Annotated in this window: 23 protein-coding genes; 16 read left to right on the forward strand and 7 right to left on the reverse strand. The window is 57.8% G+C overall.

What is annotated here, in order from left to right; all coding sequences use genetic code 11:
* Window positions 1-633: 633 nt before the first annotated feature.
* The 16 genes from mraZ to ACY692_RS07040 all read left to right on the forward strand — a co-directional run bounded on the left by mraZ (window position 634) and on the right by ACY692_RS07040 (window position 19,406).
* Window positions 634-1,089: a division/cell wall cluster transcriptional repressor MraZ gene (gene mraZ / locus ACY692_RS06965; RefSeq protein ID WP_462324630.1), complete on the forward strand. Its 456-nt coding sequence runs from the start codon at window positions 634-636 to the stop codon at window positions 1,087-1,089.
* Window positions 1,089-2,042, forward strand: coding sequence for a 16S rRNA (cytosine(1402)-N(4))-methyltransferase RsmH (gene rsmH, locus ACY692_RS06970; protein ID WP_462324631.1), 954 nt, complete (start codon window positions 1,089-1,091; stop codon window positions 2,040-2,042). Before mraZ ends, rsmH begins: the two co-directional genes overlap by 1 nt.
* 15 nt (window positions 2,043-2,057) lie before the next feature.
* On the forward strand, window positions 2,058-2,357 hold the full coding sequence (locus tag ACY692_RS06975; protein WP_462324632.1) for a hypothetical protein: 300 nt from the start codon (window positions 2,058-2,060) through the stop codon (window positions 2,355-2,357).
* A complete protein-coding gene (locus tag ACY692_RS06980; RefSeq protein WP_462324633.1) occupies window positions 2,357-4,318 on the forward strand; it encodes a penicillin-binding transpeptidase domain-containing protein in 1,962 nt (653 codons plus the stop codon). Before ACY692_RS06975 ends, ACY692_RS06980 begins: the two co-directional genes overlap by 1 nt.
* A gap of 26 nt (window positions 4,319-4,344) precedes the next feature.
* On the forward strand, window positions 4,345-5,769 hold the full coding sequence (locus ACY692_RS06985; RefSeq protein WP_462324634.1) for a UDP-N-acetylmuramoyl-L-alanyl-D-glutamate--2,6-diaminopimelate ligase: 1,425 nt from the start codon (window positions 4,345-4,347) through the stop codon (window positions 5,767-5,769).
* A 39-nt stretch (window positions 5,770-5,808) separates the two neighbouring features.
* Window positions 5,809-7,176, forward strand: a complete 1,368-nt coding sequence (locus ACY692_RS06990) for a UDP-N-acetylmuramoyl-tripeptide--D-alanyl-D-alanine ligase (protein WP_462324635.1) — start codon at window positions 5,809-5,811, stop codon at window positions 7,174-7,176.
* Window positions 7,173-8,249, forward strand: a complete 1,077-nt coding sequence (gene mraY, locus ACY692_RS06995) for a phospho-N-acetylmuramoyl-pentapeptide-transferase (RefSeq protein ID WP_462324636.1) — start codon at window positions 7,173-7,175, stop codon at window positions 8,247-8,249. Before ACY692_RS06990 ends, mraY begins: the two co-directional genes overlap by 4 nt.
* Before the next feature lie 9 nt (window positions 8,250-8,258).
* Entirely contained in the window at window positions 8,259-9,584 is a 1,326-nt protein-coding gene (murD, locus tag ACY692_RS07000; RefSeq protein WP_462324637.1) for a UDP-N-acetylmuramoyl-L-alanine--D-glutamate ligase, read from the forward strand.
* Window positions 9,544-10,665 carry a putative lipid II flippase FtsW gene (ftsW, locus tag ACY692_RS07005; RefSeq protein WP_462324638.1) on the forward strand — a complete coding sequence of 374 codons (1,122 nt, stop codon included), beginning with the start codon at window positions 9,544-9,546 and terminating at the stop codon, window positions 10,663-10,665. Before murD ends, ftsW begins: the two co-directional genes overlap by 41 nt.
* A 45-nt stretch (window positions 10,666-10,710) precedes the next feature.
* The gene (murG, locus tag ACY692_RS07010) at window positions 10,711-11,832 is read left to right on the forward strand and encodes an undecaprenyldiphospho-muramoylpentapeptide beta-N-acetylglucosaminyltransferase (RefSeq protein ID WP_462324639.1); all 1,122 of its coding nucleotides are present in this window, start codon (window positions 10,711-10,713) and stop codon (window positions 11,830-11,832) included.
* A 28-nt stretch (window positions 11,833-11,860) separates the two neighbouring features.
* Entirely contained in the window at window positions 11,861-13,225 is a 1,365-nt protein-coding gene (gene murC / locus ACY692_RS07015) for a UDP-N-acetylmuramate--L-alanine ligase (RefSeq protein ID WP_462324640.1), read from the forward strand.
* Window positions 13,222-14,106 carry a UDP-N-acetylmuramate dehydrogenase gene (murB, locus tag ACY692_RS07020; RefSeq protein ID WP_462324641.1) on the forward strand — a complete coding sequence of 295 codons (885 nt, stop codon included), beginning with the start codon at window positions 13,222-13,224 and terminating at the stop codon, window positions 14,104-14,106. The genes murC and murB overlap by 4 nt, the downstream gene beginning before the upstream one ends.
* Complete coding sequence (locus tag ACY692_RS07025) at window positions 14,097-14,918, forward strand: cell division protein FtsQ/DivIB (RefSeq protein ID WP_462324642.1); 822 nt, start codon at window positions 14,097-14,099, stop codon at window positions 14,916-14,918. Before murB ends, ACY692_RS07025 begins: the two co-directional genes overlap by 10 nt.
* 123 nt (window positions 14,919-15,041) lie before the next feature.
* Window positions 15,042-16,268, forward strand: a complete 1,227-nt coding sequence (gene ftsA / locus ACY692_RS07030) for a cell division protein FtsA (protein ID WP_462324643.1) — start codon at window positions 15,042-15,044, stop codon at window positions 16,266-16,268.
* Between the two features lie 110 nt (window positions 16,269-16,378).
* On the forward strand, window positions 16,379-17,644 hold the full coding sequence (gene ftsZ, locus ACY692_RS07035) for a cell division protein FtsZ (protein WP_462324644.1): 1,266 nt from the start codon (window positions 16,379-16,381) through the stop codon (window positions 17,642-17,644).
* Window positions 17,645-17,738: 94 nt separating this feature from the next.
* Window positions 17,739-19,406 carry a radical SAM protein gene (locus ACY692_RS07040; protein WP_462324645.1) on the forward strand — a complete coding sequence of 556 codons (1,668 nt, stop codon included), beginning with the start codon at window positions 17,739-17,741 and terminating at the stop codon, window positions 19,404-19,406.
* A 159-nt stretch (window positions 19,407-19,565) separates the two neighbouring features.
* Here ACY692_RS07040 and ACY692_RS07045 read toward each other — a convergent pair whose 3' ends face one another.
* The 7 genes from ACY692_RS07045 to ACY692_RS07075 form a co-directional block, all read right to left on the reverse strand.
* Window positions 19,566-20,459, reverse strand: a complete 894-nt coding sequence (locus ACY692_RS07045) for an amino acid ABC transporter permease (protein ID WP_462324646.1) — start codon at window positions 20,457-20,459, stop codon at window positions 19,566-19,568.
* A gap of 159 nt (window positions 20,460-20,618) precedes the next feature.
* A complete protein-coding gene (locus ACY692_RS07050) occupies window positions 20,619-21,455 on the reverse strand; it encodes a transporter substrate-binding domain-containing protein (protein ID WP_462324647.1) in 837 nt (278 codons plus the stop codon).
* A 94-nt stretch (window positions 21,456-21,549) separates the two neighbouring features.
* Window positions 21,550-22,359 carry an amino acid ABC transporter permease gene (locus ACY692_RS07055; protein WP_462324648.1) on the reverse strand — a complete coding sequence of 270 codons (810 nt, stop codon included), beginning with the start codon at window positions 22,357-22,359 and terminating at the stop codon, window positions 21,550-21,552.
* A 99-nt stretch (window positions 22,360-22,458) separates the two neighbouring features.
* The gene (locus ACY692_RS07060; protein WP_462324649.1) at window positions 22,459-22,890 is read right to left on the reverse strand and encodes a DUF3783 domain-containing protein; all 432 of its coding nucleotides are present in this window, start codon (window positions 22,888-22,890) and stop codon (window positions 22,459-22,461) included.
* Window positions 22,887-23,132, reverse strand: a complete 246-nt coding sequence (locus ACY692_RS07065) for a hypothetical protein (RefSeq protein WP_462324650.1) — start codon at window positions 23,130-23,132, stop codon at window positions 22,887-22,889. Before ACY692_RS07065 ends, ACY692_RS07060 begins: the two co-directional genes overlap by 4 nt.
* A gap of 3 nt (window positions 23,133-23,135) precedes the next feature.
* Window positions 23,136-23,978: an MBL fold metallo-hydrolase gene (locus ACY692_RS07070; protein WP_462324651.1), complete on the reverse strand. Its 843-nt coding sequence runs from the start codon at window positions 23,976-23,978 to the stop codon at window positions 23,136-23,138.
* 34 nt (window positions 23,979-24,012) lie between these two features.
* Window positions 24,013-25,371, reverse strand: a complete 1,359-nt coding sequence (locus tag ACY692_RS07075; protein ID WP_462324652.1) for an SH3 domain-containing protein — start codon at window positions 25,369-25,371, stop codon at window positions 24,013-24,015.
* Window positions 25,372-25,445 lie beyond the last annotated feature (74 nt).

Below are 25,445 nucleotides of genomic sequence, written 5' to 3' on the forward strand. Positions count from 1 at the left end.
CCGGGGATTGGATCCGTCGAGGCGTTGCTGGGTGGCCCCCCGTGCCAGGGGGGGGCGCCTGCAAGGCTTCCTTCCGGCTGGGTGACTATCCAGCTCCAGGATAGAATTGACAAGACGAATCGCCCTCCCGGGAACGCCGAGCCCCAGCTCGGCCTTCCGAGCAAGGTAAGAGGCCATACGCTCATGTCCCTTTTCAGGCGGTACCTGTCACTGTTGCCCGCCGTTCCGCAACCATGTTGCCCAGCTGGGGCTCGGCGTTCCCAGAAAATCACGGGTGTTCTTCCTGGATGATTGGCTGGATAGTTACCCGGCTGGTATGATAATGTACAATTGTACCGTCAAATCTGGGTGCTGACCAACAAATTTGGGAGATTTCCGGATTTAAGGAATGCGAGACCTACATGCTACCCACCTATAATCTCTCAAATTCCTAAAATTTTTAAAATCCGCAATTCTGATTCTTGGGAAATGTACCTGAGTTGTTACGATTTATTTTAAAATTTATCCAATAATAAAAAGGGGTTGAGAAAAGAAAAGACAGCAGGAAACAGGATATATTTTTTTGTTCTTGACATTTTACAGGGCGGCTGTGAAGGACTGTGGGAATAAGTGGTAAACAGTGGGGGATTTAGTTTGTTCCGTGGCCATGCCCATAGATCGCAGGACGCCAAAGGGCGGCTCATGCTTCCACCCGATTTTCGGGGGGAGGTGCTGCGTCAGTCGTCCGAAGGGGTCCTCATGTTGACCAATTTCGATGATTGTATCGCTGCCTATCCCTTGCCCGAGTGGGAGGAAATCGAAAAGAGTTTTTCGTCCTTGAACATGGCCGACCGACGGGTTCGCAATTTCCATCGTTTTTTTATCTCCGGTGCCATGGAGGTTGCGTTGGACAAACAGGGCAGGATTCTGATTCCTCCCCACCTCCGGAAGTATGCCCGACTCCAGAAAGAGATTGTTTTAGCAGGCGTTGGACGGAAGTTTGAGATCTGGGACCTGGAGCGGTTCGAGGCCCAGCGTCTGGAAGTGGAACAGGAGTTTGATCCGATGATGGATGCGTTGGCCGAAAGCGGTTTCGAGTTGAGGTTTTGATGGATGACTCTGTTCATATTCCGGTCATGGCCGACGAGGTGTGTGCATGGCTGCACCCGGTTGCCGGTGGGCGTTATTTCGATGGAACACTGGGACTGGGGGGGCACACCCTTCAATTGATCAAGCGGGCCGAAGGGAAAATAGAGGTTCTGGCTACGGACAAGGATACACGGGCCATCGAGGTCGCTACTTCCCGTCTGGAAGGGCGTGCCGATCAGGTTGCTATTGCCCATTGTTCGTTCAAGGATTTCGAGACGCCCATGCGTGAGTTGGGGTGGGATTTGTTCGATGGGGTCATTTTGGATCTCGGGGTCTCCTCGATGCAGGTCGACACTGTTGAGCGGGGGTTCAGCTTCCATCGTGACGGTCCGTTGGACATGCGGATGGACAAGGACTCCGGACGGCCCAGTGCAAAACACCTTCTCGCCCGGCTCCCCGTGCATGCGCTCAAGAAGATCATCCAGGACTATGGTGAAGAGCCCATGGCCGGCCGTATTGCTCGGGCCATTGTCAATGCCCGGGAGCATGCCGTTATCGAAACCACCGGTCAGCTTGCGGAGATCGTGGCCAAGGCATATCCGCCCAAACGGAGGGCCCTTGCACGGAACCATCCGGCAACAAAAACATTCCAGGCCATCCGTATTGCAGTGAATCAGGAGCTCGAGGATCTCCGTTTTTTTCTTGAGCGTATCCCGGCTTATCTTGCCCCGGGCGGACGTATCGCGGTTATTTCCTTCCATTCTCTGGAGGACCGGATCGTCAAACGGGTTTTTCGGAATGAGGCCAAAGGGTGCATCTGTCCAAGATATCAGCCCATTTGCGTCTGTGGCCATGTCCAGCGGTTGGAGGTTCTGACAAAGAAACCCGTGGTTCCATCGGAACAGGAGATGGCTACCAATCCACGGAGCAGGAGTGCGAAGCTGCGCGTAGCAGAAGGGGTTTTGGCACCATGACAAGGGGATTGCCCTGTGCGTCGAAACCGTGAAATCGTGGCTTTTCTGCTGATTTTTTGCTTTGCCGTTCTTTTGGGGATGGCTCTTGTCTGGGTGAATATCGAGCGTGTCGATTTGTCCTACGGCCTACAGAAGATGCAGGCTACTCTGTCCCAAAAAGAGGAGCTGTCCTCAAAGCTTGAAGTGGAACGGAACAATCTGGTCGCTCCCGCGCGGTTACGCCACGCCGCACAGGAGGCGGGACTGTACGCTGCGGATTCTGGCCAGATGCGCAAGATTACAGGGGCGCAAACCACTCAACCCCCTCGGGACTGATGGCCCGCAAGAAATCGATTCCAGGTAAGGACTGGTCCGGTGTAAAAATCGTTGCCGTGGCCGTTGTGTGCACTCTTTGTTTAATGGGATTGTGGGCGCGGGCGTATTATGTCCAAATCGTCCGTGGCAAGGACTTGGGGGCAAAGGCCCAGCGGCAATACTGGGCCTTCCATAGCGTCCGGGGAGAACGGGGGGAGATCCTCGACACCAGAGGGCGGCTGCTCGCCAAGAGCGTTCCCTCGTACTCATTGTACCTGCGTCCCTCGGAAATCAACGACAGGGCAAGGACCGTCGCTCGGCTCCACCGGATACTTGGAAAGAAAAAAGGCCGGTTGGCACGTCTGGTCAGCAAAAACAAAAATTTTGTATGGGTAGCCCGTCACCTTGGTGACCGAGAAGTGGCGTTGATCCGGCGCGAGGCTCTGCCTGGAATCTATTTGAAGGACGACAGGACACGTATCTATCCGCAAGGACATATTGCCGGACAATTGCTCGGCTTTGTCGGCATAGACGGGGAAGGATTGGAGGGGTTGGAAAAATCTCTGGATACGCTCCTGGGTGGATCGGCAAAACGGGAAGCCGTCCAACGGGATGCGGCCGGGCACAGGATGTACAACGGAGGGAGAGAAACCTCGGTCGATGGTGCATCCGTGACCCTGACTCTGGACAGCGTGATCCAGAGTGCAGCGGAAGATGCCTTGGCTGAGGCGGTCGAGACCTTCCACGGTAGGAAAGGGGTATGCCTGGTCGTCGAGGTCCAAACCGGGGCCATCCTGGCCTGGGCCCAATATCCCTTTTTCGATCCCAACCAATATGCACAGTCCACCCCCGGGCTCTGGAAGAACCGGATGTGCCTTGACCTTGTCGAACCCGGGTCGACCTTCAAGCCCTTTGTGGCGGCAGCGGCGCTCCAGCAGGAGATTTGTACATCCGGGTCCCGATTTTATTGCGAACAAGGTAGATGGCGGGTCGATCGGCACACCATCCGCGATACGCACGAATACGGAGAACTCAGCGTCGAAGAAATCGTTCGATATTCCAGCAATATCGGTATGTCTAAAATCGGGCTGGCCCTGGGGGCACCGCGGCTTTTCTCCCAGCTGGAACGTTTTGGATTCTGTACACGGACGGGAATAAGGGTGCCTGCCGAATCCAAGGGGATGATCCGCCCCCCCCACCAGTGGACGGATGTCGATCTGGCCGCCGCCTCTTTTGGGCAGGGAGTGGCCATAACCCCCTTGCAAATGGCTCGGGCATATGTCGCCATTGGGAACCGGGGCAGAATGATCCCCCTGCATCTTATCAAGGACCGTAGTGGGGATGGTCCACGGGTCTTGGACGAAGAGGTCGCCGACCGCATCCTTGCCATGCTCAAGGGGGTGGTCGAGGCTGATGGAACCGGAACACGGGCCCGGATTCCCGGGATCCAGGTCGGCGGAAAAACCGGTACGGCTCAGAAGTCAGATCCCTCCGGCGGATACGGGGATAAATTTCTGGCATCCTTTGTTGGGTTCATACCGGCGATGCATCCCAAATATTTTATTCTCGCCATGGTGGATGAACCCCATCCACAACATTACGGGGGCGTTGTCAGTGCCCCGGTAGTCAAGAAGGTGGCCATGAAACTTTTGGCCTATCGGGGTGAAACCCCCCCAAAGGAAAAGGCGGCCCAAAAAGTTTCCTCCTTGGTATATTTCACCGGGAACAGGGCGGCTATCCAGTCGCGGATCACCAAGGAAGATGCCGGAAAGAGTGGTGACACGGTCCCTGATCTATGTGGAAAAAGTCTGAAAAGGGCGGTGGAGGTCATGGTTGGCCGGGGCGTCGTGCCCAAGATAACCGGGCGGGGGAGCATCGTGGTCCGTCAGTCCCCCCGGCCAGGGGCCCGGTGGCCTGAATCCGAAAGCGGTACATGGCGACTCTGGGTGACAACAACGAGGTCAAAAACCCTATGCCGATAATTTTCGATCGAGAAAGATGGGAGGACTTGAAACAAAAAGTCCGTCAGGGTCTCGGGGTCAAGACCCATTCGGCGTTTGTCGAGCCGGGTGATGTTTTTGTCGCCCTGCCCGGAACACGTCATGATGGAACCATGTATATCGATCAGGCCCTGGAACGTGGGGCCGGGTGTATCGTCGCCAGCAACGTCAACCGGTGGGCCCATGATGTTTCGGCCGAATTTTTGGTCCACCCCTCGCCCAGGCAGGGGGTCGGCGAACTGGCCGCCGCCTTTTTCGGGACGGAAAAACTGGCGCTGAAAGTGGTTGGAATAACGGGAACCAACGGAAAGACAACCACGAGCTATATGGCCGAACATCTCCTGTCTGCAGCGGGAAAAAGGGTTGGGGTCATTGGTACGGTGGATGTCCATTGGCCGGGGCACCATCAGGAAATCGGCATGACCACTCCAGATTGCTGGACGGTCCATGGTCTCCTGGCCCGGATGATGGACGAGGGGATCGATGTCGTCTGCATGGAGGTCTCCTCCCACGCCCTCGATCAGGACCGCGTGGCTGGAATCTCTTTTGATGTGGCGGTGTTCACCAATCTCACGCAGGACCACCTGGACTATCATCGCGACATGGAATCCTATTTCCAGGCCAAGGCCAGACTCTTTCAGCCGACTGACACCGCGGTCCCTTACGGGATCATAAATAGTGACGACACGTATGGGCGACGGCTCATGGAGAAGGGGTCGTACCACATGGGATATGGGCTGGGGAAAAATTTACCCGCCGATCAGCTTGCGGGCAGGATCGAAAGATCCACAAGAAAGGGGATCGAACTCTCGGTTTCCCTCAAGGAACGGTCTTGGTCCATCTCCTCCCCGCTTGTTGGAAGACATAACGGGATGAATCTCTTGGCCGCCCAGGGGATCGGTTTGGCCCTGGGGTTGTCCGTCAAGGACATGCAGGGGCTCAAAGATTTTCAGGGCGTGCCGGGACGGTTGGAACGGGTCCCCAATGGTCAGGGGATGGATATTTTTGTGGATTATGCACACACACCGGATGCCTTGGAAAAGGTCTGCTCCGCCCTACAGGCGGTGGGGGGCAAACGGTTGTTGGTTCTTTTCGGCTGCGGTGGTGACCGTGATGCGTCCAAACGGCCCCTCATGGGCACTGCGGTGGCCAGGGTCGCGGATGTCGCCATCGTGACGTCGGATAATCCCCGGCACGAAAATCCCGGGGCGATCATCGAGGATATTCTGCCCGGTATGCAGGGGTATCCCGTGGAGATCATCCAGGAACCGGACCGGAGGAAGGGGATCGCCACGGCTATCGATCGCATGGAGAGCGGGGATGTCCTGCTCATTGCCGGTAAGGGACACGAAACATACCAGCAGGTCGGCGACCGTAAGCTCCCCTTTGCCGACGCCCGGATCGTCAGAGAGTATTTCAACGAGAACCCATGATATGATTGTTATTTTGGACCATTATTCCTTGGAAGGGCCATGCGACTGCAGTTGATGGACATAGCCGCGGCTCTCAATGCCATCGGCGATATCCCGGAGGATCGATTGGTGCGCCGTGTGCAGACGGACAGCCGTCTGGTGGAGCCGGGTGACCTCTTCGTGTGCATTGCCGGGAACAACATGGACGGGCACCAATTCGTAGCCGGGGCGATCCGCAAGGGGGCCTGCGGGATCGTGGCCCATAAGCCGGTGGACGGGGGCGATAATGTACCAGTTCTGCTGGTCCGGGACACTCTCCAGGCGCTTGGTCGGCTGGCCGCCTATTGGCGGACCAAAACCGGTGCCACGGTGATCGGGGTCACCGGATCAGCCGGAAAGACAACGCTCAAGGAGATGCTGGCCACTATCCTGGGGCTTGCCGGAAAGACGTCCAAAAATTTCAAGAATTGGAACAACCAACTCGGTCTTCCCCTTTCCATGCTCATGTGTTCGGGCGACGAACGCTTTTGGGTCATGGAGGTGGGGATAAGCCGTCCTGGAGACATGGACGAACTGGCTGCCATTCTGCAACCTGACTGTGTACTGATCAACAATATCGGCCCGTGCCATCTGGACGGACTGGGGGACATCAGCGGGGTCGCCCGTGCCAAGGCCACGCTGGTGGATTTTGTGACGGGAGATGGCACGGTTGCCGTGAGCCGGGACTACCCGGAACTCGAATGTGAAGTCACCAAGCGGGCCGATAGCCCGGTATTCTTTTCTACCCGGAATCCCCATGCCCGTTTTTTTGGCCACTATCAGGGGCCCGACAAAAAGGGTGGGGGGCTTTTTAGACTGGTTCTGGACAATGAGGAGCATGTTCTTTCCCTGCCCATGCTCGGCATGGATATGGCAGAAGATTGTATTGGTGCGGCCTGCATGGCCCACTGCCTTGGCATAGACACGGCGACCATTTTCAAGGGGCTTGAGGGATTCGAACCCGTGGCCCAACGTTTTTGCGTCAGTGTACAGGGGGGATGGACAGTCATCGACGATACCTACAACGCCAATCCCATGTCCATGCAGCGGGCCATCGAGCGGGCCGCGGTGCTTGGGGCGGATCAGCCCCTGGCCATGGTTCTTGGGGAGATGATGGAGTTGGGTGATTTCGCTCCCAGGGCCCACCGTGGATTGGGAGAGTGGGTCCGTGCCACCGGATGCGATCTGTTCTTTTTCTCGGGACCCCACGCACAAGATGTACGCGAAGGGTTTGGCCCCCGTGGTGCAAGGATGGTTGAACTGGCATCACCTACGGATTTCAGGAGGCAGCTGGACCGGTTCCCCCCCAACGGGACGATCCTGTTCAAGGGGTCCCGGAGTTGTCGCATGGAAGAATATGTGCGTGTTTTTACGGAGGGCCGGGCGTGATCTACCATCTCCTCTATCCCCTGAGCAGTGACCTGAGCGCACTGAATGTCTTGAGGTATATCACCTTCAGGTCCATGCTGGCTATGCTCACGGCACTGGTCCTGAGTATCGTCTTTGGGCCTATGTTCATTGGTTGGCTCGAAAAAATCCGTTGTGGCCAGTATATCCAGGACGATGGCCCCAACCACCAGGGGAAGGCAGGGACACCGACCATGGGCGGGCTGTTCATGGGTATATGCCTCTTGGCCAGTGTGTGCATGTGGGGGAATCTGGAAAATCCGTATTTGTGGTTGACCATCTTTGTCTTTATCGGCTTCGGGCTGGTCGGGTTTGTGGATGACTATACCAAGGAAGTCCGGCGGAAGAACCAGGGGATCTCGGCCCGGGTCAAATTTGTGGGCCAGGTGGTTGTTGCCTGCGGCGCGCTCACCGTCCTGATCACCATGCCGGGCTATAGCAGTGAACTCATGGTCCCGTTTTTCAAATCGATCCGCCCGGATCTCGGTTTTTGGTACATCCCCTTTGCCCTTTTTGTGCTGGTCGGGTCTTCCAACGGGGTCAATCTCACGGACGGACTTGATGGCTTGGCCATAGGCCCTTCCGTGGTCAGCACCGCCTGCCTCGGTATCTTCTTGTATGTGGCCGGGCATGTCGAACTGGCCCGCTATCTCCAGGTCGCATATGTCCCCGGTGTCGGAGAGGTGGCGGTTTTTTGCGGGGGATTGGTCGGTGCGGGCCTCGGCTTTCTCTGGTTCAACGCCTATCCGGCCCAGATCTTTATGGGCGATGTCGGGAGTTTGAGTATCGGGGGCACCCTTGGCTTCATGGCGGTTCTTTGCAAACAGGAGCTCCTTCTGGTCATCATTGGCGGTCTTTTTGTCATCGAGACCCTTTCAGTCGTCCTGCAGGTCGGATATTTCAAGATGAGCGGGGGGAAGCGCATCTTCCGCATGGCCCCGCTCCATCACCATTTCGAGCTCAAGGGGATCCCGGAATCCAAGATCATTATCCGTTTTTGGATCCTGTCCATCCTATTGTGCTTCATGGCACTGGCAACCCTCAAATTGCGCTAGGAAAGAACAATGCATGAACTCATCCACCCAGGACAACTGCACGGTCATCAAGGCGTCGTGGTCGGTGCCGGCCGCTCGGGGGTTGCAGCGGCACGGCTTTTATCGGCCCTGGGGGCAAAGACCCGGCTGGTCGAGCGCGATGCGGAGAAGTTGGGGGCAAAGGTCCGTGACCTGGCAAGGGAGCTGGGATGGGATCTGCGGAGTGGAGAACACGGAGACGAAGATTTCAAAGACGCCAACCTGGTCGTTCTCAGTCCGGGTGTGCCCTCCCATACCCTGCAAGAATTCATCCCCGCTGGATGCCAGGTCGTTTCGGAGCTGGAACTGGCATCGTGGTTCGTTTCCGAGCCCATCGTCGCTGTGACGGGAACAACGGGAAAGACAACCACGACCGCCCTCATCGGTCATGCAATGACGCGGTGTGGCAAAAACGTTTTTGTGGGCGGCAACATCGGTGTCCCCCTGTCCGAGTATCTTCTTGGCGGCAAGCCGGCAGATATCCTTGTCCTGGAGGTGAGCTCCTTCCAGCTGCAGCATACGCAATCCTTCCATCCCATGGTCGGTGTCTTTGTCAATTTTGCGGCCAACCATCTGGATGTGCATGCCAGTGAACAGGAATACTTCATGGCCAAGGTATCCATGTTTTCCCGCATGGGGGAGAACGATCTGGCTGTGATCCACCTGGGCTTGAAGGACGAACTCGAGGCCCGGTCGTTCACCAGGGCCAAGCGGGTCTACTACGTGGGGAGCGACCGGTTTGTGTGCCCCGCACTCAAGGGGCCCCACAACCAGGAGAACCTGGAGGCCACGTGGTTGGTGTGCAGATATTTCGGCATCGATGAACAGCAGGTGGCCCAAGCGGTCCGTGATTTTCATCCACACCCCCATCGTCTCGAGGTTGTAGGGGAATTCGAAAACGTGTGTGTCGTGGACGATTCCAAGGCCACGACGGTCACAGCCCTTGGGGCGGCCCTTGAGAGTTTTGACGGCGGGATCATCCTCCTGGCCGGTGGCATATTCAAGGGAGGGGATCCTGCAGACCTCGTTCCGCTGGTCCGAGAGCGGGTCAGAAAAATCTGTTTGTTTGGTGCAAGCAGGGAGATATTCGAGCAGGCCTGGAAGGATGCCGCTCCCATCTCCTGGAGTCCGACCATCGAGGAGGCCGTTGCCGAGGGATGTGCAGCCGCCCGATCGGGTGACGTTGTTCTCTTGTCACCGGCAACCTCGAGCTTCGATCTCTTTGATGATTACAAGGCCCGTGGAAGGGCCTTCCAAAACGCGGTCAGAACCTATTATGGCGAACAGGGCAAAGCAGACGGCCAGTGCCGGAATTGATTGGTGGCTTCTGGTCCCGGTGGTCATCCTGACCGGACTGGGGCTGGTCATGGTCATGAGTGCCAGCGGGGTCATGGCCGAAAAGTACTGGTCCAACAGCTACCATTTCATCTCCCGACAGATCGTCTTTGCCGGCGCCGGCATGGTCCTGATGTCCGTCATGGTTTGGATCCCGACACAGGTACTCCGTTCGGTCCACTATCCGTTGCTCGCAGGGGCGATGGTCTTGCTCGGACTGACCATGGTTCCGCAGGTTGCCGTCAAGGCCGGCGGGGCGAGCCGGTGGATTGGATGCGGATTTTTCAGCCTCCAGCCGCTCGAGTTGGCCAAGTTGTCTCTGGTCTTTTATTTGGCTTACTTTTTTTCCCGTAAGCAGGACAAGGTCAAGACGTTCCGGATCGGGGTCGTACCACCGTTCATGGTGACCGGGATCATGTGTGCCTTTCTGCTCCTTCAGCCGGATTTCGGCGGGGCCATGTTCATGGTTATGGTCCTTTTCCTGATTTGTCTGGTGGGCGGGACCCGGTTCATCTACCTGGCGGTTTCCTCTGTCATGGCCTCCGGACTCGCTGCTGTGCTGGTACTGACCTCCCCGTACCGCTTCAGGAGGTGGTTCGCATTTTTGGACCCGTTCAAGGATGCCCAGGACAGCGGATACCAACTGGTCCAGTCCCTGTACGGTTTTGGTGCCGGGGGGTGGTTCGGGGTCGGCCTGGGGGCGGGCAAGCAAAAACTGTTTTTTCTTCCTGAGGCACACAATGATTTTATCCTGGCCGTCCTCGGCGAGGAGTTGGGCTTTTTGGGGGTCTCGCTGGTCATCCTGCTCATGGGGCTTATGCTCTGGCGCTGTGTGGCTATAGCCCTGGGACAGGAAGAGATGCAGGACCGGTTGCTGGCATTTGGTGCCGGCTTGCTGGTTATACTGGGCGGATTGCTCAATACGGCTGTCGTGCTTGCCGTGGCACCCCCCAAGGGGGTCGCCCTCCCCTTTTTGAGCTATGGGGGCAGCAATATGCTGACTAGTTTCGCATGCTTGGGTGTGCTGCTCAATCTTTCGCGCAACAGGCTCGTTCGGTCGTAAGAACCCGAATCCAATACGTAGGTACACCAAAACACCGGGAGAGATGTGGAACGGGTAATCCTGACGACAGGGGGCACTGGAGGCCATATATTTCCCGCGTTGGCCGTAGCCGAAACTATTGGGCAACGGTTCCCCGGATGCAGGATACTTTTTGTCGGTGGGACGCACGGGCCGGAAGCCCGGCTGGCCGATGAAGCCGGGCTCGAATTCCGCTCCCTCCCATCCCAGGGCCTTCTGGGTAAGGGAATCAAGTCCATTCCGGGGCTGGTACGCATGGCCCGGGGGGTGTGCAAGGGACTGGTCCTCGCCCGGTCCTTCCGGCCCGATGTGATTGTCGGATTCGGGGGATATGCCGGTTTTCCCATGGCCATGGCCGGAACATTGCTCCGTGTGCCCACGGCCATCCACGAGCAGAACAGCGTCCCGGGGATGAGCAACCGTGTCCTGGCTAAACGGGTCGAGCGTATTTTTCTCTCCTTTGCCGACAGTGCGGGGCTCTTTCCGAGAAACGGGAGCGTGGTGACGGGAAACCCGGTCCGGCAGGAGATTGTCCGTCTTGGGCGGAGCGTGTCCTCCACTGGGGCGGGCCGCGGCAAAAACCTGCTCATTCTTGGTGGGAGCCAGGGGGCCACCGCGATCAACGAGGCGGTTATGGAGGTGCTTCCCGTCCTGTGCGCCGAACATGTCAATATCTGGCACCAGACCGGAGAGCGCGATTCCAAACGGGTCCGGGAACACTACAAAAAGCTTTGTCCACAGGCTCGGGTCGAACCCTTTATCCGGGATATGGCCGCTGCATATAACTTTGCCGATCTGGTGGTCTGCCGGGCCGGGGCAACGACCCTCGCCGAGTTGACCATTGCCGGGAAGGCCGCTGTTTTGATTCCATTCCCCTATGCCGTGCACGACCACCAGACGAAAAACGCCAAACACCTCGAGGCGCAAGGAGCCGCGTTGGTCATTGCCCAGGGATATTTGGGGGACGTCAATCTGGGGCGGACCGTGACCGATCTTTTGGACATGCCTGAAAAATTGCGCTCAATGTGCCAAGAGGCGCGCAATCTGGGAAGGCCCAAGGCGGCGGATGATATTGTCACCGGGTTGGAAGCTCTGGTCCGGGGGCGCACGGTAGGTCCACAGAAAGCGCAAAAAGGGCGTGTCCGCTAGGGCCGCCAGTCAAAGGAATTCGGGTGTTATGCGCAACAAGATAAGAAAAATCCACATGGTCGGGATAGGCGGAACCGGAATGAGCGGTATCGCCGAGGTGCTTTTGAACCACGGCTATGGAGTCACAGGGTCCGATCTCCACAACACCCCGGTTGTCAAACGTTTGGTCCAGCTCGGGGCGACGGTCGCTTGTGGCCATGGTGCGGACAATCTGGACGGTGCCCAGGTCCTCGTCCGTTCATCGGCCATATCCGATGATAATCCGGAGGTTCTTCGGGCGCGGGAGTTGTCCATTCCCATCATTCCCCGGGCAGAGATGCTTGCCGAACTCATGCGTCTGAAGACCGGGATCGCTGTTGCCGGAACCCATGGAAAGACGACGACCACCTCTTTTTTGGCGACCATGTTCAAGGAGGCCGGGGTCGATCCCACGGTGATCATAGGTGGAATACTGAACGCTTATGGGAGCAACGCCATGCTTGGACAGGGCGAATATCTCATCGCCGAGGCCGACGAGTCAGACGGGTCTTTTCTTTGTCTGCTCCCCATACTCAACGTTGTCACCAATATCGACGCCGATCATCTGGATTTTTATTCCGGCCTGGAAGATGTGCAGGACACCTTTGTCCGGTTCATGAATTCCATCCCATTCTATGGCCTGAACGTGGTCTGCGGTGACGATCCGAATGTCCGGGCGGTTTTGCCCAGGATAAAGCGGCCGGTGATGACCTATGGGATTGGTCCTGACAACGATATCCGGGCCGAGGTGGACTCATGCGAACATGGTTCCCGGTTCAAGGTATTCCTGCACGGTACCCCTTGGGGGGAGATTTCTCTGGCACAGCCGGGACGGCACAATATTCTGAACGCCCTGGGGGGCATTGGTGTGGCCCTGGAGGCGGGGATTCCCAAAGAGTCCATCACCAAGGGACTGTCCATGTTCGGGGGAGTGGGACGCCGGTTCGAACGTAAGGGGGAGCGCAACGGGGTCCTGGTCATCGACGACTACGGTCACCATCCAACGGAAATCCGGGCCACGTTGCAAACGGCACGGGAGTGTTTTCCCGACAGGCGGATAGTGGCCGCTTTCCAACCACACAGGTTCTCGCGGACGCAGGCACTTTTCGGGGAGTTCTGCAAATGTTTCGCCCTTGCCGATGTCTTGTTCCTGACCGAGATCTATCCTGCCTCGGAGACCCCCATACCCGGGGTCAATGGATTGAATCTGGCCAGGGCCATCAAGCAGGTCTCTGATATCTCGGTACAATTCTACGAGGATTTCCAGGCCCTGGGGAGTGCTTTGCCGGGGTTTCTCAGGCCGGGGGATGTTTTTTTGACCATTGGAGCCGGCAATATCTGGACCGTGGGAACCGGGTACCTGGAAGGGAAATGATACTATCGAGCCGACCACGATTGGGGCAATTGACCTCGCTGCGTCTGGGCGGCCGGGCCCAAGGCCTGCTTGTGCCCGAATCCGACGGAGACTATGAGGATATTCCACGGCTGTCTGAAAAATATGCAGGACGACCCTACGTCATGGGACGGGGAACCAACATCCTTGCCGAAGATGGCGACCATGACCTGACCTTGGTCAAGCGTCCCTGTCTCAACGGTCCCGAGGTCCTTCGGGAAGTCGGGAACAATGCCGTGATCAGTGTGGATGGGGGGATGACCCTGGCAGGATTCATGTCCTGGTGCATCAAACACGGTTATTCGGGGCTGGAGTCCCTGTCCGGGATTCCGGGAAGCTTTGGTGGGTGTGTGGCCATGAATGCGGGATCGCACGGACGGGAGTGTTTCGAGCTTCTCCAGGCGGTCAGGGTCTGGACGCCGGGAAAGGGGTGTTTTTGGGCCGAGCGGTCCGAATGCACGGCCGGCTACCGGCATTTTTCCCTGACGGACCAGGATGGGCTCTTTGCCGTCCTTGGAGTACTTGTGGTTCTGGAAAAAAAATCTTCCGAGGAGGTCAGGCAGGGGGTCCGGTCATGGTTCCTGCGCAAGAAGAGTGTCCAACCCCTGACCGCGGCCACTGCCGGGTGTGTTTTCAAGAATCCTCTCAATGGTTCTGCTGGAAGATTTCTCGATGCCGCGGGATTGCGGGGATATGCCCTGGGGGGGATGCGTTTTTCACCGGTCCATGCCAATTTTTTGGAAAACACGGGCAAGGGTACTGCCGACCAGGCCTTAGAGCTCATCAGTCTGGGCCGCAAAGAGGTCAGTGAACGTTCCGGTGTACATTTAGAGCTTGAAGTCGAGGTCCTTGAATGTCGGTGACGGCCCGCACCGGGAAAACGAGGAGGACCGCCCCACGAAAGAGCAACGCGTACCGTTCCGGGACAAAGCTCCCTTTTTTCAAGCGGTTGGTCAGTGCCGTGGGGCAGGGGTTCTACTGGGGGTGTGCATTGGTTCTGGTCGCCTGCGCGAGTCTGATCATCCTCTACGGGTACAGGTACGTAACGGTGCAGCCTTTTTTTGCCCTGGACGGGGTGACCATCTCCGGGAATTCCCATCGTAAAGATGCGGCCCTGATGGACCGTTCGCAGGTCCGGCTCGGAGAGAATATATTTGAAGTACCCATCGCCGATATACAGCGGCGTCTCCAGGAGGATCCCTGGGTAGCCGGGGTTTCCGTGCGCAGGATTCTACCTGACCGTTTGGAGATCCAGGTTACTGAACGGCAGGCCTGCTTCTGGGTCGTGCACCAAGGAACACTCTACTATGCCGACAAGGCGGGCCGGACTATCGCCCCGGTTGGGCCGGAGTCGTTTATTTCACTCCCGGTGCTGGACCGGTCGAACGCCAACCAAGAAAATGCCGGTGTTCTTGAAAGGGCGGTGGCGGTTCTGGATACAAAGAGTCTGCCCTTTGGGTTTTCCTCTATAGACACACTGGATGTGTCCACGGCAGGTGTTCTGGATTTCTACCTGGATTCTCCCCGCCTCAAGGTACGCATTGGTGTGGATGATCTGGAGAACAACTGCAAAAGATTGACCCTGGCCTGGGAAGACCTGCGCAAGCGCGAGGAGGCCGAGAGAATCCGGGGGATCGAGGCCTATGCGGGAAAGGTGTGGGCTCGGCTCGGATGATCGAGGACCGGGCGCACGTGCCTTTTGGGACCGGATGATGACCGCAGTGTCCGGACCGTGCCCTTGGCTGGGCATGGAAAAGGCGGGACAGGGACACGGAGATTTTCAACCAAGGAAGACGTGATGGCTAAATCGGAACTTGTCGTAGGACTGGATATCGGAACCACGAAGATCTGTGCCGTGGTCGGTGAGGTTACCCCGGACGGGGTGGATGTGGTTGGTATTGGCACGAGTCCTTCAACGGGGCTGCGCAAGGGCGTGGTCGTGAATATCGAGCAGACCGTCCAATCCATCAAAAAGGCCCTGGAAGAGGCAGAGCTCATGGCCGGATGCGAGATCCGCTCGGTCTATGCGGGTATTGCCGGGAGCCATATTGCCGGATTCAACAGCCATGGGGTCATCGCCGTCAAGGGAGGCGAGGTCACGGCCAGGGACATCGAACGGGTTCTGGACGCGGCCAAGGCGGTGGCTATTCCCCTGGACCGGGAGGTCATCCACATCCTGCCCCAGGAGTACATTGTCGATGACCAGCGGGGCATTACTGCACCTCTGGGAATGGCCGGTGTCCGTCTCGAGGTCAAGGTGCACATCGTCACAGGAGCGGTGACCAGTGCACAGAACATTGTCCGTTCCTGCCACCGGTCCGGGCTCGATGTCGAGGATATCGTCCTGGAATCCCTTGCCTCTGCCAAATCGATTCTCACGGATGAGGAACGCGAGATCGGGGTGGCGCTGGTCGATCTCGGGGGGGGGACCACTGACTTGGCGGTTTTCAGTAACGACTCCATCAAGCATACTTCTGTCCTCGCCCTTGGCGGGACCAACCTTACCAATGACATCGCCTTTGGGCTACGGACACCCATGCAGGCGGCTGAAAGGATCAAGGTCAAATATGGATGCGCTATGGGCGACCTCGTATCCGGTGAGGAGGTGATCGAGGTGCCCAGTGTGGGCGGGAGGGATCCCAGACGCCTTTCACGCCATGTGCTCGCCGAGATCTGTGAGCCCCGAATGGAGGAAATTTTTGCTCTGGCCGATCAGGAGCTGGTACGGTCGGGGTACAAGAAACTCATCGGTGCGGGAGTGGTCCTGACCGGGGGTGGTGCGCTGATCCAGGGTGCCCAGGATCTGGCCGAACAGGTTTTCAACGTCCCCACAAGGGTCGGGTTCCCCAATGGTGTGGGCGGGTTGACCGACGTGGTCAAGAGCTCCATGTACGCCACTGCCGTGGGGCTTTTGCTCTATGGTGCGGAAAAGGCGGACATGAAACGCGGGATCCGGATCAGGGACAAAAACATGTTCAACCGTATCCTGACGTCCATGAAGAAATGGTTCGTCGATATTTCGTAGAATGAAAACAGGCCGTTGGGCCGTGTGTTAGCATATGTAGAGAAGGGCTGCCCCGAGGGACGGTCCTCAGGAAAACGGTGTGAGTATCCTGAAACCAGGGAGGAAATGGCATGGAATTTTTAGAACTTGAAACCGAGGACAACGCGAAAATACGTGTTGTCGGCGTTGGTGGCGGCGGCGGAAATGCGGTCAACAACATGATTTCTTCGGCCATGAAAGGGGTCACCTTCATCACGGCCAACACGGACATCCAGGCACTGAAGCACTCAAAGGCCGAGTACAAGCTCCAGCTCGGGGAAAAGCTGACCAAGGGACTCGGGGCCGGGGCCAACCCCGAGGTCGGCCGTGAGGCCGCTATGGAAAGCATCGGTCAGATCAAGGAGACCCTGGGCGAGTGCGACATGGTCTTTGTCACTGCGGGTATGGGCGGGGGTACCGGTACCGGTGCCGCTCCGGTCATTGCCCAGGCGGCCAAGGAAATCGGTGCCCTGACCGTGGCCGTGGTCACCAAACCCTTCCAGTTCGAGGGCAAGCGGCGAAAGATGCAGGCCGAACGGGGGATCAAGGAATTGCGCGAGGTCGTGGACAGCATCATCACCATCCCCAACGACCGCCTCCTGACCCTGGCCTCCAAAAAGGCCACATTTTTGGACATGCTGGCCAAGGCCGACGAGGTACTCTTCTATGCGGTGAAGGGCATCTCCGATCTGATCATGGTCCCCGGGCTGATCAACCTGGACTTTGCCGACGTCAAGGCGGTCATGTCCGAGATGGGATTGGCCATGATGGGTACGGGCATTGCCTCTGGCGAAGGCCGGGCACGGGAAGCGGCCATGAAGGCCATCACCAGCCCCTTGCTCGAGGATGTCTCCATCGATGGAGCCGGCGGCGTACTCATGAACATCACCTGCGGTCCCGACCTGACCATTGATGAGGCCAGTGAGGCGGCCAGTCTGATCCATGAAGTGGCCTCGGACGATGCCAATATCTATTTTGGTACGGTATTCGATCAGAATATCGGCGACGAGATGCGTATTACGGTCATTGCCACCGGTATCGAAGAGGAAACCAAGCAGTCGGGCAGTGACCCCGGAGGGTCCAACGTAACCAAGATTCCGCCCCGGCCGAACCGGCAGGACGATCGCGATGTCCTGCGTACCAAGGCGAGCAATGTGGACCAGGATGACCTGAACATACCGGCCTACCTGCGTATGAAAAAGAAGGGGGGGAGCGGCCCTACCTCTTTCGATGCGGCCAGGCAGACAGCGCAGCCAAACCCGTCGGTGAAGCCCGGTCCTGCACATAGTGGGGAAGACTTCATTTTTGACGAGGAAGAGTCGGAGATCCCCGCATTCATAAGGATGCAGGCGGATTGATCGCGCAAGGGCGTGGCTGGGCCGGGATCGTTGACCGGCCGGCGGTCTTCCTGCAGATTATCTTGTGAAAAAATCCATGCCTGAGGGCAATCCTGTGAAAGGACCGGAAAACGAGTTCCTGTTCTGGGGATCGACCCCGCCCCGGATCAGGGAATGGGGGGGGCGGCTGCCCGTGGCCCTGGTTTTTCCGGAAAAGGAAAAATTCGCCCTGTCCACCCTGGGGTGGCAGGTCGTGTACCGTCTCCTTGCCGGGTCCGCTGATTTTGCCGTTGAACGGTTCTATGCCGACCACGGTGACACTCCTCCCGTTTCAGCGGACTCCGGCAGGGAGCTCTCTTCGTTCCCCCTGATCTGTTTCAGCCTCAATTTCGAGGGGGATTTCGTCACCGCCCTGTCGTTGCTCAAACGTGCCAACCTTCCCCTTGCCGCCGCCGACCGTCATGACTGGCCTCTGGTCATGGCCGGTGGCCCCATTGCATTTCTCAATCCCTTCCCCGTCTTTCCCTCCCTGGATTTCCTCTTTGTGGGCGAGGCCGAGCACGGATTCCTGGATATGGCCCGCGGGATCAAGGATCTCTGGTTTTCCGGGGGGTCTCGTGAGGAAGCCATCTCCGGTCTTGCCCTCCGTCCCGGTGTCCTGGCCCATGGTCAGGAGGCGGGGAGGGTCGTGCGCCGTGTCTTTCTCCGTGGCTCGGACCGACTCCTACCCGTCCCGGCAGCCTCCTGTTTCGTGAGTTCCCACTCGGAATTCAGGGACATGCTTCTGCTGGAGATCAACAGGGGGTGTCCCTATGGGTGCCGGTTCTGCGCCGCCGGGAATATCTATCGCCCCCCCAGACAATCCAGGCTCGAGGATCTCGAGGCCATTGTTCGCAAGACCTCTCCCTTCAAGGTCGGTCTCGTAGGTACTGCCCTGACCGACTGGCCGGACCTCTTCCCGTTTCTCAAATGGCTCCACGGACAAAAGATCAAGTTCTCCCTGGGATCCCTCCGGGCAGACGGGGCGAACCGTGGATTTTTGACCTTTTTACGCAAGACCGGAACCAGGAGTCTGACCTTTGCCCTGGAAGGGGCCAGTAGAAGACTGCGCCTGGCCATGAACAAGAATCTGAATGAAGATGCCCTGCTCGAGGCGGTCTCCCTGGCCAGCGAGCTGCAGTTCAACACCTTGAAGCTCTATCTGATTGTTGGCTGGCCCGGTGAAGGGGAGGAGGATTTCGATGAACTGGATGGGTTTCTGGACCGGATCCTGGAGGCCGCAAAGGTGGGCCAGGGAAAGAAGTCCAAGGGAATCGGTTTGATCCAGGTCAGTGCCAGTTGTCTGGTCCCCAAACCATGGACCCCGCTCCAATGGGCCCCCATGGACAGCGAGTCCGTGCTCAAATCCAAGATGAAGCGGCTCAAGGCGGTCATCAAATCCAAGCGCGGCATGCGTTTTTCCGGTGAAAACCCCCGGCAGGCCAGAATCCAGGGACTCCTGTCCAAGGGGGACGAGGGGCTGTTCGATCTGTTGTGTCTGGTGGAGAAAACCGGCAACTGGAAACAGGGGCTTGCACGCTGGGACGGCGATCCGGGCTGGTATGTGGACCGTACCCGGGACGAGGACGAGGTCTTTCCCTGGGACAGACTGGATATAGGTGTGGATAAGGCCTATCTGTGGAAGGAATGGCTACGGTTCCACAAGGGCGTTCAGACCCCGCCCTGTCCGGCCTCGGGATGTGAACGGTGCGGGCGATGCGGGCTGGATATGGAAAAGTTCTGAGAAAAGCATACACGCAATATCCACAACAATATCAACCAAGACTCCGTAACATTTTTTTTTCGCGGGGAATGACTGATCCCGGGGCAACTATTAAGAAATACTTAATAGTTCAAGTTGAGGGCAGCGGTCAGGTATAGCGGAACATTGATCACTCCAATTTCACCCCTGTTCGCGCCTGCGCAGGGCCAGTTCCAGCCTCCTGGCCAGAAGGGAGCAGCCGAAGGTCAGGGCGAAGTACATCAGGGTGATGGTGATCCAGACCTCGAAGGTCAGGTAGGTGGCGGCCATGAGCTCCATGCCCTGGAAGGTCAGTTCCTGGATGGAGATGACCGAGACGATGGCCGAATCCTTGATCGTGGAGATGAATTGTCCGGCCAGGGGCGGAAGGACCATGCGCACCGCCTGGGGCAGGATGATGGACCGCATGGTTCCCCACCAGCCAAATCCCAGGGCACTGCCGGCCTCCCATTGTCCCCGTTCAACTGAATTGATACCACTGCGCACGATCTCCGTGATGTAGGCACCCTCGTAAATGCCCAGGGTGATCACCGCTGTGAGGAAGGATGCAAGCTGTGCTGTGGGGCCGAAGAACCACTCCAGTATGGAGGTGATCATGGGCGGACAGTTGTCCACGCAGTTTCCAATGCCCAGCAGGGGCATGATCTGTTCGCCGATGAAGAAATAGAAGATGAACACCAGGACCAGGGGGGGCAGGTTCCGGCTCAGGGAGACATAGGTGCCGCCGAGCCATCGTCTGACCCGGTGCTGGCTGATGCGCATGAACCCCATGCATGTGCCGATGAGGGTCGCCAGAATGGTTGACCAGATGCTCAGCCTCATGGTCGTCACCAGTCCCTGGATGAGGATGTTGGACACCCATCGGCCCTGTTCCTCGTCATACCGGAAGAGATACTGGGGGATGACCGACCAGTCCCAGGTGTAGTCGAGATTGGTCCCGGCCTGATGGTAGAGCCATACGGCCCCTCCAATGAGGAGGACCAGGATGATCAGGTCGAGAATGGTCAGTCTGCGCGGCGAGTCTGGTCGGTGCATAAGAAAAGGATACCTGTGGGGAAACCCCTACAGGTTTTTTTTGTTGCTCTTTAAAGGACAGCCGGGGGCCGTGGTCTATCTCCTCAACGGTCGGGCAGATAAAGAGGGGCGGACACGCCGGTCCGCCCCTATAGGACAGGGGTCCTTCATGCGGTGGAACTACTTGATCCGCGTTTCCCAATCCAGGGTCTTGAACCAATAGTCGTGGCGGGCTTCGAGCCAGCCCTCGGCCGAGGTGACGATGATCCAGTTGTTCAGGAAGTTGAGAAAATCGGGGTCACCTTTCTTGATGGCGAATCCGATGGGTTCCCTGGTAAAGGTGCCATTGCCCAGGGGGAGGAAGAGTTTTTTGCCGTGCCTGACGGTCTGGTGGGCAGGGAACGGGGCCGAGGCCACCATGGCGTGGGCCTTGCCGATGAGCACTTCCTGCAGGGCCTGGGCCTCGTCGTCGAACAGACGCAGGGTCGCCTCGGGCATGAACCGTTTGGCCGCCTGCACGGGGGTGGCTCCGGTCCGTGCGGATAGGGTCACCGACGGTTTGTTGAAGTCTTCAAGGCTGTCGAAGCCTCCGGCCAGTTTCTTGTTCGCCACCATGGACATGCCGGAAAACTCGTAGGGGATGGTGAAGTTGACCTTGAGATTGCGTTGGGGGGTGATGCCCATCCCGCCGATGATGATGTCGAATTTACCGGTCAGCAGGGCCGGGATGATGCCGGACCATTTGGTGGGGATGAATTCGGGTTTGACGCCCATGTCCTGGGCCAGGCGGGTGGCCACATCGATTTCATAGCCGGTAAAGGTGCCTGTCTTGTCCTTCATGGCCCAGGGGACAAAAGTGGAAAACCCGATGCGCAGTGTGCCCCTGCGCACGACCTTTTCTAGAGTGCTTGCATCGCGGAGCTGCTCGGTGACTGGAGCGGCCAGGGTCAATGCTGATGTTGCCAGCAGCATGATGGCGCAGGCAAGAAGGTGGATGAGGGACAATCGAATGCGCATAGCAGGGCCTCCTTTAACGGTGGTTGGCAGAATCAAAAAAGGATGAAGAGAGGGTACACAAAAAAAGAAGGCAAGAAAACGGAAAATTCTGGATTCACCAGGTCTTGCGCTGCATTAAAATGACAAGGAGGGACAGAAAACCGGTCAGTGCCAGGTAGATCGCCGCCACTGTGAACCAGATTTCAAAGGTCAGAAATGATTCCGCAATGATCGCCTGGCCCTGCATGGTCAGGTCATAAACCGCGATGGTGCTCACCAGGGCCGAGTCCTTGATCAGCGAGATACCCTGACTGGTCAGCGGCGGGATGATCCGGCGCAATGCCTGGGGCAGGACCACCAGCCGGTACAGGTCAAAGGTGGACATGCCCAGACTGTATCCGGCCTCCCATTGTCCCCTGGGGATGGACCGGATACCGGCCCGGAAGATCTCGGATGCGTATGCCCCTTCAAAGAGGCTCAGTGCCAGGACTGCGATGGCGAACCGATCCAGACCGATGATCGGTGAGATGACGAAATAGAGGAAAAAAATCTGTATGAGCAGCGGGGTGTTCCGGATGAATTCCAGATACACCCGAGCGACGCTCCGGGCCATGATCGAAGGGGAGAGACGCATCATGGCCGTGGTCAGGGCGACGGCAAAGGCGAGGGCAAGACTCCAGCCGGTGATTTCCAATGTTACCATCAGACCGGTAAGGAGCGGTCCGGGAACAAATCCGGTATCCTGCCACGTATAGAGATACTTGGGGATCTGGTACCATTGCCAGTTGTATCCAAGATCCGCCGATCCATGGACGATGAGCCAGGTCAAAAGGGCGAGCGCCCCCAGGAATTTGGCAAGGTCGGTGGACCAGGCCAGCAGTGTCCGAGCTGGGGAGAAAGAAGGGGGCACGGCTATCGGGGACATGGCTTCCAAGGGATGGATTGTCTGGTATACCGGTTTGTTGGCTATTTCTGCAAAGAAATATCTTTAGGCAAATCCCTTTACCGTTGTCAAATCAGCACCTTATGAGGGAACGCTGTTTTGCATGGCCTGATGTTCCCGGGTGAGCTCCGCCAACAGATCTTCCAATGTCCATGTTGCAGAGGTCGGCGTCAGGGTCGCCCAGATGGGACGGGGCAGGGAGAGCGCCCGGTACATGTCCATGAAGGCATGGAGCTCGTGTTCGAGAAGGCCGGCCATGATCATGAAAGGAGACACAAGGGAGGATCCGTCGGGCGTGGCCTGATCTTCCAGGGTGAAAAGTTCCTCGAGGGTGAGCCCCGTGTCGCTTTTTTGCGGGCACACCATGGGCACGTCCCTGAAGGCCTCGGAGCCGGCCAGGGCGGATGCAAGGGTCTGGCGCGTATCCGGGGAAAGGCCATAGGCAAGAATTTTTCTCGGGCCGTACAGGCGGTTGTCGGATTTGCCAACGGGCTTAAAGGTATTTTCTGTCACGATCGCTGCTCCGGATGTTCGGATTGTGCGGGGTGTGATGCGGCCTGCCGGACCTGCTGGAGGACATCGTCAACATCGAGCCCGTACCTGGCGGCCATTGTCTCGAGGGTTTCGAACAATGCATTGCACAGGACGCATTCCCCGGCCAGTTGGTCGTACTTGCGGAAAACGGGTTCGGTGGTTTTATGGGCGGCCACGATTTCCAGAATCTGGGTGGAGAGGGTGATCTCTTGGGGGTTCACGGTTCAGTCCTTCCCATAGGAGAGTTGCAGACCCGATCCCACCTCATGGACTGGAAGGGCAGAGGCCAGGGCGATTTTGCTCATGAGATCCGTGCAGTGGCAGGGATGCAGCGCCTGGATTCCCTGGGCTGCCAGATACCCGGTCGTTTGCTCCATGCGGGATTGGGGGGGGGATTGCAAATGGAATCCCCCGATGATGTCGACGATTTTTCTGGTGTGGCAGATCTCTTTGGCATATTCTACGGTGTTGCAGATCCCCGCGTGGGCACACCCCGTGATGATGACCAATCCTTCAGCCCCGATATAGGCCAGGGAAGAATCATCCAAAAGATCGTCCGGGACCATTGCTCCGTCTTTTTCAGTCTCCCCGAGTCGGGACTCTTCAAAGGAGAATATCCGAGGGATTTCTCCCAGAAAGACCAGCTTGTCGGTGATCCACAAGGGTTCACGGGTCAACCGGGTGTCCATGTGCCGTCTGAGTTTTTCCAGGCAGATCATGGAACCGATTTCCGGAAGCCCCATGACCGTTTTGCTGGCAAAGACCTCCGTATGGCCGACCAGGGTGGGACGGTGGACGTGGCGGCCTTCGATCATGGTTTCGGTCATGGTTCGGACCAGCGGGTCCAGTCCCCATGTGTGGTCCAGATGGCCGTGAGAAAGAACGATCCAATCCAGGTTCATCAGATCGATACCCAGCTTGGTCGCATTGGTCATGAAGGCGTCGCTGTACCCGAGATCGAAGAGCACTCTGCTGCCCTCGTCTTCAATGAGCAGGGAAATCCCGGGCTCACCCAGGAGATAGCGGTCGATGAGGGTATTGTTATCCACAAGTACGGTCAGTTGCATGGCGGTTCCTTGTTGCTTGGAAGAAGGATGTGCGTCAGGGAAAAATGCTCATTCCGGTAATCTTGTTGATGAGAAGTCCCGAGGGGGTGTCCAGCTCGCTCAGTTCCGCTCCGGGGTACAGGGAGGTGATCACTGTTTTGCCGATAACGTGCCGTCCTTCTTTGCCTGTCAGGGATTTGGTTTTGAGTCCCCACGTATTGTGCATGATGACGGGTTTGCCCTGATAGGTACCCAGATACAGGGCGACGTGCCCAGGCATCCAGACAATCGTCCTCATGGGAATGCCTTGATCGAGGATGGCTTGCTCCTTGTTCCCGGGGGACAATCCGGCAAGGTTGAACCGTTTGCCCTGTTCTGCCTGCCGGGAGGAATTTCTGGTCAGCCAGATGCCGAAAGGGGTCATGAAATCCCGTGTCATGGCCGAGCAATCCCGGTTGGCGTACATGTTTCCCCATCCGTAAGCCTGGCCCATGAATCCCTCGGCCACAAATGTTCTATTGGCAGGGGTCATGGGAAGGGGGAAGGGGGCCATGTCCAGCCCTTGCATGTCGACCGTGACCAGGACGGCCCGCCGGGATTGGTCCGCAACCGGGAGGAGCAGGTGCGGATCGTCCGGGTTGCCGGTCTCCACAGGGTAGATACCACCGATATGGGTCTGGAATCTGAAGACGCCTTCGGTATCCACGAGGGACAGATCGTCCCGCAGGGGGACCGCGAAATGGTCGGATTCAAACCTGGCCATGAAGGTTTCGTCCACCCTGGCCAGGTCGTTGATCGGAACCCAGCCGTACACGAACCCCGCTTCGACAAGGGCCCATGCCTTGTCTTTTGATATGTGGCAGATATGCACCGGTGTTCCGGCCCACATGATGGAATACTGCATGTAGTCGAAGGGATAGCCTTCGCCGGGTCGGTCAAAGGGATAGAATCCGGGATGGTTGGTCGGCAGGGCTCGGACATTGCTGTCCCTGACGGTTACGGCCCGCTGGTCCATGTTGGGAAAACCGTTCAGTCCGCATTTTGTGACGAGTTCTTCCAGCCGTCCTGCTGGCCAGGGCTGCAGGTTTTCGCCGACCAGGTTCTTGCCCGCAAAGCCGGTGGTGGACCACAGGAGTTTGTCGGCCGGATAGAGCGTGGCTGCGTGCAGATGCCAGGGCGCGAAGAGATGGTCCAGATAGTTGTGGCTGGGCTGTCCACTGTCGACGATAGGGGGGTGGTCCGGGGCGGATATCCCCATGTTCGATGTGATCTCCGCAACGTGCTGGGGGATGGTTTGCAGGTCCCGTATCATTCCGGGGGAGGGAGGGGGGGAGCATGCCGAACAGAACAGGACGAGAAGGCAAAGAGCCGCCAGGGCTGGGGGGGTCGGGATACATCGGAGCTTGTGGCGCATGGCGATGGAGAACTCCCAAACGGATTGTTGGATAAGGCGATTGACTCCGCCTTGAAATGTTTTTACAAATATCC

The sequence above is a fragment of the Desulfoplanes sp. genome, from assembly GCF_054921335.1.

Excerpts from the sequence above, each read along its gene's own strand:
- ftsZ (WP_462324644.1), top strand. The coding sequence starts at position 16,379 with ATGGAATTTTTAGAACTTGAAACCGAGGACAACGCGAAAATACGTGTT.
- murC (WP_462324640.1), top strand. The coding sequence starts at position 11,861 with ATGCGCAACAAGATAAGAAAAATCCACATGGTCGGGATAGGCGGAACC.
- murB (WP_462324641.1), top strand. The coding sequence starts at position 13,222 with ATGATACTATCGAGCCGACCACGATTGGGGCAATTGACCTCGCTGCGT.
- rsmH (WP_462324631.1), top strand. The coding sequence starts at position 1,089 with ATGGATGACTCTGTTCATATTCCGGTCATGGCCGACGAGGTGTGTGCA.
- ACY692_RS06980 (WP_462324633.1), top strand. The coding sequence starts at position 2,357 with ATGGCCCGCAAGAAATCGATTCCAGGTAAGGACTGGTCCGGTGTAAAA.
- ACY692_RS07045 (WP_462324646.1), bottom strand. The coding sequence starts at position 20,459 with ATGCACCGACCAGACTCGCCGCGCAGACTGACCATTCTCGACCTGATC.
- ftsA (WP_462324643.1), top strand. The coding sequence starts at position 15,042 with ATGGCTAAATCGGAACTTGTCGTAGGACTGGATATCGGAACCACGAAG.
- ACY692_RS07070 (WP_462324651.1), bottom strand. The coding sequence starts at position 23,978 with ATGCAACTGACCGTACTTGTGGATAACAATACCCTCATCGACCGCTAT.
- ACY692_RS07055 (WP_462324648.1), bottom strand. The coding sequence starts at position 22,359 with ATGTCCCCGATAGCCGTGCCCCCTTCTTTCTCCCCAGCTCGGACACTG.
- ACY692_RS06990 (WP_462324635.1), top strand. The coding sequence starts at position 5,809 with ATGCGACTGCAGTTGATGGACATAGCCGCGGCTCTCAATGCCATCGGC.
- ACY692_RS07025 (WP_462324642.1), top strand. The coding sequence starts at position 14,097 with ATGTCGGTGACGGCCCGCACCGGGAAAACGAGGAGGACCGCCCCACGA.
- ftsW (WP_462324638.1), top strand. The coding sequence starts at position 9,544 with ATGGCGAACAGGGCAAAGCAGACGGCCAGTGCCGGAATTGATTGGTGG.
- ACY692_RS07050 (WP_462324647.1), bottom strand. The coding sequence starts at position 21,455 with ATGCGCATTCGATTGTCCCTCATCCACCTTCTTGCCTGCGCCATCATG.
- ACY692_RS07075 (WP_462324652.1), bottom strand. The coding sequence starts at position 25,371 with ATGCGCCACAAGCTCCGATGTATCCCGACCCCCCCAGCCCTGGCGGCT.
- murD (WP_462324637.1), top strand. The coding sequence starts at position 8,259 with ATGCATGAACTCATCCACCCAGGACAACTGCACGGTCATCAAGGCGTC.